The 12,905-nt window shown below is 62.9% G+C and carries 9 protein-coding genes; all 9 read right to left on the bottom strand.

Features of this window, described 5'->3' with window-relative positions; all coding sequences use genetic code 11:
* Positions 1-31 precede the first annotated feature (31 nt).
* Complete coding sequence (gene mdcH, locus EL257_RS25605) at positions 32-952, bottom strand: malonate decarboxylase subunit epsilon (RefSeq protein ID WP_126367277.1); 921 nt, start codon at positions 950-952, stop codon at positions 32-34.
* Positions 949-1,569 carry a malonate decarboxylase holo-ACP synthase gene (locus EL257_RS25610; RefSeq protein WP_126367279.1) on the bottom strand — a complete coding sequence of 207 codons (621 nt, stop codon included), beginning with the start codon at positions 1,567-1,569 and terminating at the stop codon, positions 949-951. Before EL257_RS25610 ends, mdcH begins: the two co-directional genes overlap by 4 nt.
* Positions 1,563-2,348 carry a biotin-independent malonate decarboxylase subunit gamma gene (gene mdcE, locus EL257_RS25615; protein ID WP_126367281.1) on the bottom strand — a complete coding sequence of 262 codons (786 nt, stop codon included), beginning with the start codon at positions 2,346-2,348 and terminating at the stop codon, positions 1,563-1,565. The genes EL257_RS25610 and mdcE overlap by 7 nt, the downstream gene beginning before the upstream one ends.
* The gene (locus tag EL257_RS25620) at positions 2,345-3,196 is read right to left on the bottom strand and encodes a biotin-independent malonate decarboxylase subunit beta (protein WP_126367283.1); all 852 of its coding nucleotides are present in this window, start codon (positions 3,194-3,196) and stop codon (positions 2,345-2,347) included. The genes mdcE and EL257_RS25620 overlap by 4 nt, the downstream gene beginning before the upstream one ends.
* The gene (locus EL257_RS25625; RefSeq protein WP_126367285.1) at positions 3,189-3,488 is read right to left on the bottom strand and encodes a malonate decarboxylase subunit delta; all 300 of its coding nucleotides are present in this window, start codon (positions 3,486-3,488) and stop codon (positions 3,189-3,191) included. Before EL257_RS25625 ends, EL257_RS25620 begins: the two co-directional genes overlap by 8 nt.
* Positions 3,488-4,345 (bottom strand): triphosphoribosyl-dephospho-CoA synthase, encoded by an 858-nt coding sequence (locus tag EL257_RS25630; RefSeq protein ID WP_126367287.1) that lies wholly within the window; start codon positions 4,343-4,345, stop codon positions 3,488-3,490. The genes EL257_RS25625 and EL257_RS25630 overlap by 1 nt, the downstream gene beginning before the upstream one ends.
* Complete coding sequence (gene mdcA / locus EL257_RS25635) at positions 4,345-6,015, bottom strand: malonate decarboxylase subunit alpha (protein WP_126367289.1); 1,671 nt, start codon at positions 6,013-6,015, stop codon at positions 4,345-4,347. The genes EL257_RS25630 and mdcA overlap by 1 nt, the downstream gene beginning before the upstream one ends.
* A 502-nt stretch (positions 6,016-6,517) precedes the next feature.
* Positions 6,518-6,988, bottom strand: coding sequence for a chemotaxis protein CheW (locus EL257_RS25640; RefSeq protein ID WP_126367291.1), 471 nt, complete (start codon positions 6,986-6,988; stop codon positions 6,518-6,520).
* Positions 6,981-12,896, bottom strand: coding sequence for an Hpt domain-containing protein (locus EL257_RS25645; protein ID WP_126367293.1), 5,916 nt, complete (start codon positions 12,894-12,896; stop codon positions 6,981-6,983). The genes EL257_RS25640 and EL257_RS25645 overlap by 8 nt, the downstream gene beginning before the upstream one ends.
* Positions 12,897-12,905 lie beyond the last annotated feature (9 nt).

Consider the following 12,905-nt stretch of genomic DNA (forward strand, 5'->3'; position numbering starts at 1 on the left):
TTTTTGTTGTTCGAAGCTTGAGTCGGCGGTTTTAAAGTCGGCGGCCACCCTCCTCTCGCAACAGCGCTTGCAAGGTGTCGAGGCGGGCACTGTCGAAGGCAGTCACGGTGCCCTGTTCGAACACCCGGCGCGCCAGCCCGGTCAGCACCGCACCGGGCGGCAGTTCGATCTGTAAACGCACGCCGCGCTCGTAGGCGCTTTGCACCGTGCCGCGCCAATCCACCACGCGGCACATGTTGAAGGCGAGGTCGTCGCGCAGCGCTTCTACTTTGGTCACAGGGCGCGCGCGGCTGCCGCTCAGGTAAGCGATTTTCGGGGTCCTCAGTTCAACCTTCGCGAAGGCTTCGGCAAGGGTTTGCGCCGGTTCGTCCAGCAGCGGACAGTGCGACGGCACACTCACCGCCAGACGTTTCGCCAGGCCGGCGCCGCGACTGCGCGCCAGTTCGGCCACGGCGTGCATGGCCTCGTCGCTACCGGCAATCACCACCTGATTATCGGCGTTGATATTGGCCAGATACACCGGCGAATCCTCGCTGTGAACCTGCGCCAGCAGCGTTTCGACTGTGGATAATTGCAGGCCGATGATCGCGGTCATGCCGTAGCCCTGGGGATAAGCCTGCTGCATCAACTCACCGCGCAGGCTGACCAGATGCAGCGCATCGCTGAAGCTCAAAGCCCCGGCGACCACCGCAGCTGGATAGGCACCGATGGACAGACCAGCGACGTAATCCGCCGTCAGCCCGTCCTGCAACAACTGCCGTGAGGCCGCGACACCAGCGATCAGCAGGCACAGCTGAACCGCCCGTGTCGTGCGCAACGCTTCGCCAGAATCGAGCCGCAAGACGTCTTCGCCGAGCACGTCGCTGGCCTCGGTCAACACTTCCTCGGGCAAACGCTGGAGCATGCCGGCTTGCTGCGCACCCTGGCCGGGAAACACCAGCAGACTGCTCACGCTGCCTGCTCCTGCAGGTTCCACGGATCCGTCACCAGACATGCCTGGTGGGCGTTTTTCAGCAGCACCCGAGCCGAACCGCTGGCCCATTCGCGCAAGGCCACAGCGCCGAATGGGGTTTGCAATTGCATGTCGACTCGGCATGCGGCTCGATCAAAAAACGCGACCAGTTCGCGCGCCTGAAGGCGCGTTATCAGATGCGGTGTGCGCAGGATCAAATCAAGGTCGCTGGCCGCATGCATCGCTGCGAAACCACTGGCCAGTTCAAACCCGACACTGCCGCTGACACCCCAGATCCAACCGCAGTCATCAAGCATCGGCCGCAATTGCCTGAGCGCCTGCACGACCGGAAAATCGCGCTCGCACTCGACGTGACACAAGGCTTCCGGGCTAACCCGACAGGCAATCGAATCAACCGGCATGAACGCCGCCAAGCGCTGTTCCCGCGATACACCGCGTACGCCCACCGCGACAAAACCATCAGCACTCAACGCCCGCCGCACCACCACCGGTTGCCCGGCACTCAGCGACTCGACAGCCCACCATGGCGCATCCGCCGGCAACTGCGCCGGGGTCATGCCCCAGAGCAGGTCGTGGGCCAATGGCATGTTCACCACTGTGCCCTCAGCAACTCGCGGACTTTGCTCGAGGCCGCGCGATTGGTCGCACCAAGCCGTCCTTTCAAATCACTGCCGGTCACATCGTTGATCGCTTGTTTCAAACACTCGCTGACCCGCGCCAGATCTTCCGCTGTCGGCTGTTCGATCTGCTGCACCGAGAGGGTTTCCCAGAGCAGGCCGAGGCTGGCGTAGCTGTCGATGTCATAGGCCATCGGCGGTACGCTGGCGGCCAGCGCTTCCAGTTCTTCGACGCTGCGCAACGTCACCCGCGCCGCCGAGGCCTTGCCCATCGCGTGCACCATCACCCCGGGATCGCGCAGGGCGATCAAGCGATTGGCCTGATAACCGTGGGCGAGAAATGCCCCGGACATCGCCTTGCCCACCAACAATCCAATCACCGGATGCCCGGCCAACCGCGCACGGGCATAACTGTCCGCCGCGCCGGCCAGCGCCTGATGAATGCCAAGGGCTTCTTCGCGTCGACCGTAAGCCTGGCTCGGCACATCGACAATGGCGATGATCGGGCGCTTCTGTGTCTTGTCGCGGTCGGCTGCGATTGCATCGTCTACAGCCTTGGCCAGACCCCAGCCTTCGAGCAAACCGACTTCGCCGTTTCGGGCGCGAGGAAAACGATTGTCCGGATCGGCGATTACGGCGATGAATCGCCCGACTTCAGCGTCGGCCACCTTCAACGACGGCGGCAAACCTTCGACGACCATTGCGCCAGCGCTGAGCGCGTTGAACCAGTTCAAACCGCGCAATGAATAACCGCTCATGAGCGCTCTCCTTGATACAGATCGCGAACCACCGAAGGCTCGATTTGCTTGTCCGTGTCCAGACTCCCCAGCCGCTGCAGGAACCACTCGGCACGCTGACTGCGCGGCTGCGTCGGCACGCCTTGCTGGAGCAATTCGCCAACCTGCTGACGAATCTGCGCCACGTCATCGCCGACATAACGGTCCACCAGTCCCGTGTTGAAACGCTGCTCGCCGCCGGTCAGGCTCCAGATGAAGGGCCGGTCGCGGGAGTCGTATTCTTCGATCCCGGCTTCCTGCTCGATCACTTGCGGGCCGTTCAATCCGAGGCGCGCTTCCTGGGTCACCAGCAAATAGCTGCACAGCGCAGCGGCGATCGACATACCGCCGAAGCAACCGACACTGCCGGCGACCACGCCAACCACCGGTTGGTACTGCTGTAAATCGACAATCGCGGCATGAATGTCGGCAATCGCCGCCAAGCCAAGATTGGCTTCCTGCAACCGTACGCCACCGGTTTCCAGCAGCAACACCGCGCGCGTCGGGATGCCGTTGCGGTTGTCCTCGGCGGCCAGTTCCAGCGCACCGGCAATCTTCGCCCCGCCGACTTCGCCAAGGCTGCCGCCCTGAAACGCGCCTTCAATCGCCGCAACTACCACTGGCAAACCGTCGAGGCTGCCCTTGGCGATGATCACCCCGTCGTCGGCTTGGGGCACCACGCCTTGGCGTTCGAGCCACGGCGACATGATTCGCTGAAACGGATCGAGCAATTCGCGAAACGTCCCGGCGTCGAGCAAGGCTTTCGCCCGTTGCCGCGCGCCAAGTTCGACGAAACTGTGTTTGTTCAGCAACGCTGCGCTGTCAGTCATGGCCGATCTCCTCGAAACCCTGCTCCAGACGCAAGCGCACCACCCCCGGTGTCGCGCCGAAATCGTGAATGTCGATGGCCATCGCCGGCGGCGTGGTGCCGTCGAACATCCGCGCAAACAGATGCTGCCAGCGCTGCTCGGCGCCGTTGACCGAGGTCTGCACATTGATCGTCAGCTTGCCGGCAAGACCCGGTTCGATCAGCACTTCCAGATCACCCGAGCCGACACAGCCGACCAGTGCACGCCCGCGTGGCGGCTGCCCTGCGGGGAATTCAAACGATAGGCTTTCCATCAAAACGCTCCCTGAAGGATGCCGTCGCGCTCGATTCGGTCGAGCAGCAGCGTGGCGGCGAGCAAGTCGGCGGCGCCACCGGGCGAGGCATTCAATGCGATGAGTTGTTGATCCAGTTCGTGCAGGCGACGGCGGCCTGTAAGGCTGGCACTGCCGCCGGCGTCGAGCACCGCTTGCGCGCCGCTTTGCATGGCGTGCAGGCCTTGTTCGCCAGCGCGGTAGAGCACGCAGGTGTCGGCCAGTTCGGTCATGATCGCCAGCAAGGCGTCAAGCCGGGCGTTCTGTTCGCCGACGCCGTTGGCGCGGCTGTTCTGCAATTGCGGCAAGCCGCGTTGCAGCACCGAGGGGAAGCCGAGTTGCGCCTCCTCGCGAGCACCGAGTGCGCCATAACGCTGGGCGACTTGGGCGCCGTGGCTCATCGGCTTCGGTGCGTAGCGGTCGTCTAGCAGTGCCAGGCGTGCTGCACAAAGAGCGATGGAGTTCGGTTGCAGGGCTGCGGCCGTGACCAACAATCCCAATGCCCAGATCGCGCCGCGATGCGTGTTGACACCGTTGGTGGTCGCGAGCATCGCTTGTTCGCCTTCGCGACCGATACGGCCAATCGCTTCGCGCAACGGCAAACCGACTTCGCCGATTTCCAGCGCCGCTTCGGCCATCTCTTTGAACGCCGGCCACAACGCCAGCGCCGACGCGTGCATCAGGCCCAGGTGCAAATCGGTGTGCGCGCCGTTGCCGCGACGATCCACCAGTGCCGGTTTCGGCGACAGATCGGCTTCGTCGATCAGCGCATCCACCGCCAGATCGGCCAGGCGCTCAGCCAGGGACAGTGGTTTCGCTTGCAGGTTGAATGCGTGCATTACCAGCTCCTGAATTTGGCGGGCGGGTTGTACAGACCACCGGACCACTCGACCAGATCCGCCACGCTTTTCGCCGCGAGCAGTTCGCGGGTCGCATCGGTGCGGCGGATGCCGAGGTCTTCGGGCAAGGCGATCAGACCTTCGCGGCGCATGCGTTCGGTGTCTTTCGGGTTGTGGCGCAGGCCGATGGCGGTGACGCCGGCAACGGCAGCGATCATCGCCTGGCGTTCTTCCAGCGAGCGCGCTTTGTACAGATAGGCGATGCCTTCTTCGGTGAGCAGGTGGGTGACGTCGTCGCCGTAGATCATGATCGGCGCCAGCGGCATGCCGCTTTTCTTCGCCACTTCCACGGCGTCGAGGGTTTCGACGAAGGTTGGTTTACCGCCCTCCTGGAAGGTCTCGACCATTTGCACCACAAGCTTCTTGCCGCGTTCGAGCATCGGCTGCGGTGCATCGTCGTGACGCATGTCCAGCCACGCCGGGGTGCCGTGACGGCGACCGCGCGGGTCGTGGCCCATGTTCGGTGCGCCGCCAAAACCCGCGAGGCGGCCACGGGTCACGGTCGAGGAGTGGCCATCGCCATCGACCTGCAACGTCGCGCCGATAAACAGATCCACCGCGTATTGCCCGGCCAGCTGGCAGACCATGCGATTGGAGCGCAGCGAGCCGTCGCGTCCGGTGAAGAACACGTCCGGGCGCGCGGCGATGTAGTTTTCCATGCCCAGCTCGGTGCCGAAGCAATGCACGCTTTCGACCCAACCGCTTTCAATCGCCGGGATCAGCGTCGGGTGCGGGTTGAGCGTCCAGTTGCGGCAGATCTTGCCCTTCAGCCCGAGGGATTCGCCGTAAGTCGGCAGGATCAGCTCAATGGCGGCGGTATTGAAACCGATGCCGTGGTTGAGCGACTGCACGTTGTGTTTTTCATAAATGCCACGGATCGCCATCATCGCCATCAACACGTGCACAGGCTTGATGTGCCGTGGATCACGGGTAAACAGCGGTTCGATGTAGAACGGCTTGTCGGCGACCACGACGAAATCCACCCATGACGCGGGAATATCCACGCGAGGGAGTTCGCTGACGTCGTCGACCAATTGGTTGACCTGAACGATGACAATGCCGTCGCTGAACGCGGCCGGTTCGATCAGCGCCGGGGTGTCTTCGGTGCTCGGGCCGGTGTAGATATTGCCGGCGCGGTCGGCCATGAACCCGGCGGAGAGCACGACGTTGGGGATCAGGTCCACCACCAGTCGGGCATACAGTTCGATGTAGGTGTGGATTGCGCCGACTTCCAGCAGGCCGTCTTCGAGTAGCTGGCTGATGCGCAGGCTCTGGGTGCCGGCGAAAGAAAAATCGAGCTTGCGGGCGATGCCGCGTTCGAACAGATCGAGGTGCTCGGAACGGCCGACGCTGGGCATGATCATGTGCAGATCGTGGAGCTTTTCCGGGTCGGCTTTGGCCAGCGAGCGCGAGAGGAAATCCGCCTGCTTCTGGTTGTTGCCTTCCAGCACCACGCGATCGCCGGGATGGATCAGCGCTTCGAGCGCGGCGACGATTATGTCGGTGGGCAACACCACACCGTCGGCCAGCCCGCGCACTTTGTCGAGCCGGCGTTGCTTCTCATCGCGCCGCCGCGTCCAGCGCGAGTCGGGGGAAATTGTTGTTGTCATGCTCACTCCACGGGGTTCGCTGTCGTGGAGCTACGTTAGGCGCGTGGGATGGTGGCATCAATCAAGCGCGGTGGTGAATCGTTACGCTCACCGTAACGGTTTACAGGAGGCCCTGTAGGAGCCGTCGAGTGAAACGAGGCTGCGATCTTTTGATCTTCAGAATCAAGATCAAAAGATCGCAGCGTGCCGCAGCTCCTACACGGGTACCCAGTTCACACCCAATCCCTTGTAGGAGCTGACGAGTGGAACGAGGCTGCGATCTTTTGATCTTCGGAAACAAGATCAAAAGATCGCAGCGTGCCGCAGCTCCTACACGGGTACCCAGTTCACACCCAATCCCTGTAGGAGCTGCCGAGTGCAACGAGGCTGCGATCTTTTGATCTGCAGAATCAAGATCAAAAGATCGCAGCGTGCCGCAGCTCCTACACGGGAACACCTTCCAAATGTGGGATTGAGCGTGCTCGCGAAGACGCCAGCAAGATCACTGTATATTCAGGATCAGTCAGCGGGCCAAGCCTGCATTTACCAACAACTGCTCCAGCGCCAATAAATCCGGCACCTTCGCCACTTGCTCGCCAACCTGCACCGCCGCCTGTTCCAGCCCGCACAACGGCACATCGACATAACTCAATTGGCTATCAAGCTTGTACGACCGCGGGATCCCCTGCACCAGCAGCGCAATGAACTTCAGCTCCGGCAACCCGCCGAGGGCATTCAAAATCACGATCCGCGCGCGCTCGCCAATGACGATTTTCTGCCCGCACGCCGACTCAAAACACAACAACGGAATCTGCCGCTCACGCCACTTCACGCGCCCCAGATACCACGGCGGCGTGTCCAGATCGAAAGCGCTGGCCTGATAGTCGATCAGCTCGGCGACGGCGACATTGGGCAAGATCAAATTGCGGTCGGCCAGCGGCAGCAGCAGGCCGGTGAGTTGGCTGTCGCGCGGGTTATGCCGGCGTTCATGCATGTTTCCTGCTCCACTGCGCGATGCTCTCGAGCAGCACCGATTCCTGATACGGCTTGCCGAGGTAGTCGTTGACGCCGATGGCCATGGCGCGGTCGCGGTGTTTCTGCCCGGTACGCGAGGTAATCATGATTATCGGCAGATGCTTTAGGCGTTCGTCATTGCGCACCTGAGTCGCGACCTCAAAGCCATCCATGCGCGGCATTTCAATGTCGAGCAGCATCAGGTCGGGCATGTGTTCTTCGAGCAGTAGCATCGCATCGACTCCGTCCTTGGCGGTCAGCACGTTCATGCCATGGCGTTCGAGCAAACGGCTGGTGACCTTGCGCACGGTCACCGAGTCATCGACGACCATGATCAGCAGCGGTTTTTGCGGTTCGCTGTCGACCTCCGAACGCACCGGCTCCTGGGCCAGCCGCGCTTGCATCGCGCGGATCGGCGCGAGCAAATCCAGAATCAGCACCACCCGGCCATCACCGAGAATCGTCGCACCCGAGACGCCCTGCACTGCGGCGAACTGCGGGCCGAGGCTCTTGACCACGATCTCGCGGGTGCCGGCCATGGCGTCCACCAGCACGGCAATGTGCCGGTCGTTGTAATGCACCAGCAGCACCGGCAACGGCAGATTCTGCCCAAGCAGTTTCGGCCGTGGCGCGGTTTTCAGCAGCTCGCCGAGGTAGCACAGCTCATAACGCTGGCCGCCATATTGGTAGCTCGGCGGATCGTGACGGAAGTGCCCTTCCAGATCATTCGGCAAGACGCGCACGATGCCTTCGATGGTATTCAGCGGGATCGCGTATTGATCCTCGCCGCACTGCACCATCAGCGCGCGATTGACCGACACGGTGAACGGCAGGCGAATGCGGAAATGCACGCCCTGCCCCGGCACCGAATCGATGCTCATGCTGCCGCCGAGCTGGCGTACCTCTTCGTGAACCACGTCCATGCCGACGCCACGCCCGGAAATCTGGGTGATCTTTTCGGCGGTGGAAAAGCCCGGCTGCAGGATGAACTGCAACACGTCGCGGTCGCTGATCTCGGCATCGGCCGCGAGCAAGCCGCGCTTGATCGCTTTGCGCCGCACGGCTTCCAGCGGCACCCCGGCGCCGTCATCGCGGATGTCGAAAACCATGTCGCCGCCCTCGCGGGACAGGTCGAGAGTGATCTGCCCTTGCGCCGGTTTACCCGCCGCCAATCGCACCTCGGCAGATTCGAGGCCATGGTCGACGGCATTGCGCAGCATGTGTTCCAGCGGCGCGGCCATGCGCTCCAGCACGTTGCGATCCATCTCGCCATCAGCGTTGCCGACGACAAACGCGACATCCTTGCCCAGCTCTTCGGCGACCTGCCGCACGATGCGTTTCAGTCGCGGCACCATGCGCTCGAACGGCACCATGCGCGTGCGCATCAGGCCTTCCTGCAATTCGGTGTTGATCCGCCCTTGTTGCTGCAACAGGTTTTCCGCTTCGTGATTGCGGCGGTCGAGGGTTTCCTTGAGGTCGAGCAAGTCCGAGGCGGACTCGAATAGCGCGCGCGACAGCTGTTGCAACTGTGAGTGGCGGTCCATTTCCAGCGGGTCGAAATCTTCATAACCGAGGCGTTCGCCATCGACTTGCTGACGGCTGAGAATCCGCCCCTGGGTTTCGGTGTCGAGGCGGCGCAACTGATCGCGCATGCGCTCGATGGTGGTTTCCATCTCGTTCAGGGTAATCTGCGCATCGTTGACCTGCTGTTCGATACGCCCGCGAAAGATCGAGGTTTCCCCGGCCAGATTGACCAGATCATCAAGCAGTTCGGAAGACACCTTGACCATGTCCGCGCCAGCATCGACGGTCGGTGCCGCAGCCTCGGGCTTGGCCGCCGGTGCCACGACCGGCGCCGACGGCACTTCCACCTGGGCCGGATGGCTGAAATTCTGGATCGCGTTAATCAGCCGATCGGCCGGCGGACAAGGCTGCCCGGCACGCACGCCGTCAAGCATCTGTGCCAACCGATCATGCCCGCGCTGCACCAACGCGAACAGTTCGGCGGACGGTTGCAGCGCACCGGTGGAAAGGCTTTCGTAGAGAAATTCCAGCTCATGGGCGAGGTCGCCGATCGGGCCGATTTCGACCATCCGCGCGCCGCCCTTGAGGGTGTGCAGATCACGCAGCAGGGTTTCGATTTCCTGACGGTTGCCCGGCTCGGCCTGCCAGCGCAGCAGCGCGGCGCCGGAGCTTTCGATGATGTCGAAACCTTCCTCCAGGAAGATTTCCAGCAATTCCGGATCATGCCCGGCGTGATCGTGTTCAACCGGCGTCGGTGGCGCTTCGCTCGCCGCCTGACCCTGACGCACTTGGCGCATGGCGTCGATCAGATCTTGCGCCGGGGTCAGCGGCTGATGCCCTTGCAGTTGCTCCAGCAACCGGGCCAGACGCGCATGACTCTGTTGCAGCAAAACTTCGAGCGCAGCGCTGTGGCTGTAGCGCCGATCGACCAGCCCCTCGTACAGGCTTTCCAGCTCTTGGGCGAGATCGCCGATGACTTCGACCTCGGCCATCCGCGCGCCACCCTTCAGGGTGTGCAAGTCACGCTGCAACGACGACAGCGGCGCAGCGTTGTCCGGGTCCTTGAGCCAGCGCTGCAAGGCTTGCGCGGCGCTGTCGAGAATATCCACTGCCTCTTCGAGGAAAATCTCGACGATTTCGTCGTCCGGCTCGATCGCGGCGACCGATTGCTGCACCTGGGCGGTGGCGCTGCCCAGTTCGCGAATATCGAGGGTGCGACTGCCATCGCTGCGGATCAGGCCCATCGACGCCGGGTCGAGGCCTTCGTCGAGCAGCGCCTGCAAAGCCAGAATCCGCTCCGGCTGCGGAGTGATTTCCTGGCCGGCGGCGAGTTCGTCGAGCATGTTGATCAGCGCTTCGTGGGCCAGTTGCACCTCATGAAAAAACCGCTCGCTGACCGCCAGACTGCTTTCCTCGACCGCGCCATACAGGTCGAGCAAGGCTTCGCACAGACCATCGACCGGCAGCAGATCGGCGAGATGCGCGCCTTCGCCGAGGGTGGTCAGTTCATCGAGCAAGGCGCTGAGTTCCTGGCGTTCGCCGGGATGCTGCTGCCAGCGTTGCAACAGGCTTTCGGCGTCGAGCAGGATGTCCATGCCCTGGGCGAGGAAGTTGTTGATCAGTTGCGGATCGCGCTTGACGCGCGGCCCGGTGTGCGCGGCATCGACACTCGCTTGCAGACGTTCAGCGAGCAGCGCGTCGGTGCGTTTGATCAGCGATTGCGCACCAACAATCGGCGCCAGCGGGTCGTGCTTGAGTTGGCGCAGGCCGACACGGAACAGTCCCTCGGCTTCGAGCAGCAATTCCACTTCATCAAGATCCAGTGGCAACTGATGCGCCTTGAACTCACGGGCCAGTTGATCGAATGACGCGGCGAGTTCAGCCATCGGCAACACGCCGGCCATCGAGGCACTGCCCTTGAGCGTGTGCAGCGCTCGTTGCAACTCGTCGCTGGCCTGCAGGGGTACGTGTTCAGCAGCTTGATCGAGGAAGCGGTTAAGGCTGGCGAGGTGGGATTCGGCCTCTTTGCGGAAGATCTCCAGCAACAGCGGGTCGAGTGCTGCGACATCGTCCACGTCTTCGGCCGCCAGCGGTTCATCGCCCTTGGCCAGTGCGTGAGCGCGGGCGGCGAGCTGATCGACATCGCTGCGCTGACGCTGTTGCTGGGTGGCGAATTCGCTGATCAGTTCGGGCAGCAGCAATACCGTATCGCTGAGCAACTGGCGCACCACTGCGCCGGGTTCGACACTTTGTTCCAGCACGCGGTTGAGCAGGTTTTCCACGGCCCAGGCGAGTTCACCGAGGATCAACGCACGAACCATGCGCCCGCTGCCCTTCAAGGTGTGAAAGGCCCGACGCAGCTCAGTCAGCGCGGCGCGGTCCTGCGGATCGGCGGTCCAGCGCGGCAGGTTTTCGTGCAGAACTCCGAGGACTTCGTCGGTCTCTTCGAGGAACACCTCGCGCAGTTCATCATCGACCGGTTCTTCATCGGCCGGCGGCGGCATCAGGCTGCCGGGGGTGATCAGCGCGGGCGGGTTCAACGCCGATACCGGACTGGCGAGCACTTCGGCCAGCGACTGCACAACGTCCGGATCATCCAGCGCTTGCAGGTCCTGCATGACCCGCGCTTCACCGGGGCTGAGCACCTCATCGAGCACGGGCACCTGCGGTTCGCCGGGCTGCTCGTTGGGAAAGAATCCGAGACTGGCGAGGCTTTTTTGCGCGACGTCCAGCAACTGTTCGCTCGGTGCCAGTGGATCATCGCCCAAACGCTCGAGGTAATACTCGAGGCTGCTGATGACATCGGCCAACGAGTCCAGTTGCTCCCAACCCGGCTCGTGCGGATCGAGCAACAGATGTTCGCGGATAAAAGCGTTGCACGCCTCGACCAGACTCGCCGCGCGCGCCAGCGGAATCATCGCCAGCGCGCCGCGCACCTGGGTCAGCAAGGCCGGCAGCGGTTGCAATTGCTGGCGGTCCCAATCGGCGTCGATGTAGTCGACGATCAGGTCCTTGGCCTGTTGCAGGCAAATGCGCGCTTCCTTGATCACGATCTGGTGGATCTGCGTCAGGTCGGTGGTCGGCAGGCGCGCGTCTTCCGGACTTTCCGGCTCAACCGTGCCGACCATCCCGGCCAGCGTTGCCTCGACGTAAAGCAAGGCGCCGGCAACGTCCATCAGGATCGCGTCATTCGGTTCACGCTGACCCTGAACCAGGCTGAGCACCACCGCCAGTTGATCGATGATCACTTTGCGAGGCTGACCGAAACCCAGCACCGCGAGGGTGTCGGCGATTTGCCGCAGCGGGGCGAGCAGGCTGTCCAGATCCGCGGTGTGCTGGCGGTCGCTGCGTACAAACAGGTCGAGACGTTCCTTGACCCGCACCAGTTCCTCACAGAGGGCCGCGAGCACCGAGCGCATGGCGTCACGGTCGGGGCCGGCGAGGCGCGCGCGTTCTTCATCGACCATCGCGCTGTCGGGCAACGCGTCGTCCAGGGAGTAGCGATCTTTCATGGTCAGCATCTGCCCGGTGGGATGTTCGGCTTTGGCAATATAGAACAACAGGCTTTTCAGCAGCTCCGCCGGCGCCGGTTGATTAAGCCCGCGCATGCCTTGATCGAGCAGGCGTTTGAGTTCTTTGTCGGCGTCCTTGAACAGACTGCGCAGCGCCGGACTGTTGGCGATGGCGCCTTCGCGCATGCCTTCGATCAGCGCCGAGGCCACTTGCCACAGCGGGCTGAGCGGCGACTGCGCGCTCAACGTTTCAAGGCGAGTGAAGACTTTCGCCAGATAACCGAGGTGCGTCTGGTCGTCCTGTTCGCGCAGCAGGCCGACCAGCGCCACTTGCAGTGTCTGCCGCAGTTTGCGCAGCACGCTCGGCAGGTCGGGCGGTTCCAGCGCGGCCAGTGCGTCGTCAGTCAACGGCGCGAGCGCGGGCAATTGCGGGCTGAACAGACTGGTTTCCGACAACAGGCTTTCGCCGCGTGCGCTGCGCAGGTCGTTGATCAGCGGCAACACCACCAACGGCAGATCACGCCGCGCGCTCTGTACGCGATCAAGGTATGTCGGCAATTGTCCCAAGGCTTGCAGCAACAGGTGCAGGGCTTCGTCGCGGTGCAGCACGCGCTCGTGCTGCAAGGCTTCGACCAACTGCTCCATTTCTTCGGCGAGCAACGCGGCGCCGTAGAACTCGACCATTTTCAGACTGCCATGCACCTGATGAATACAGGCAAGGCATTCGTCCAGCCCGGGGAAGGACTGCGGATCGTCGAGCACGGCTTCGATCGCCTGATGCGCAAGCTTCAGCGTTTCGGCAATTTCGCCTTTGACCCACTCGAGGGCCACATAGTCGTGCCGATCACCCATAACCACTCC

The sequence above is a fragment of the Pseudomonas fluorescens genome (assembly GCF_900636825.1).
Classification (GTDB): domain Bacteria; phylum Pseudomonadota; class Gammaproteobacteria; order Pseudomonadales; family Pseudomonadaceae; genus Aquipseudomonas; species Aquipseudomonas fluorescens_BG.

What these genes read in the sequence shown, in the direction of transcription:
- mdcE (WP_126367281.1), bottom strand. Translation starts at nt 2,348, where the DNA reads ATGAGCGGTTATTCATTGCGCGGTTTGAACTGGTTCAACGCGCTCAGC.
- EL257_RS25620 (WP_126367283.1), bottom strand. Translation starts at nt 3,196, where the DNA reads ATGACTGACAGCGCAGCGTTGCTGAACAAACACAGTTTCGTCGAACTT.
- EL257_RS25625 (WP_126367285.1), bottom strand. Translation starts at nt 3,488, where the DNA reads ATGGAAAGCCTATCGTTTGAATTCCCCGCAGGGCAGCCGCCACGCGGG.
- EL257_RS25630 (WP_126367287.1), bottom strand. Translation starts at nt 4,345, where the DNA reads ATGCACGCATTCAACCTGCAAGCGAAACCACTGTCCCTGGCTGAGCGC.
- mdcA (WP_126367289.1), bottom strand. Translation starts at nt 6,015, where the DNA reads ATGACAACAACAATTTCCCCCGACTCGCGCTGGACGCGGCGGCGCGAT.
- EL257_RS25640 (WP_126367291.1), bottom strand. Translation starts at nt 6,988, where the DNA reads ATGCATGAACGCCGGCATAACCCGCGCGACAGCCAACTCACCGGCCTG.
- EL257_RS25645 (WP_126367293.1), bottom strand. Translation starts at nt 12,896, where the DNA reads ATGGGTGATCGGCACGACTATGTGGCCCTCGAGTGGGTCAAAGGCGAA.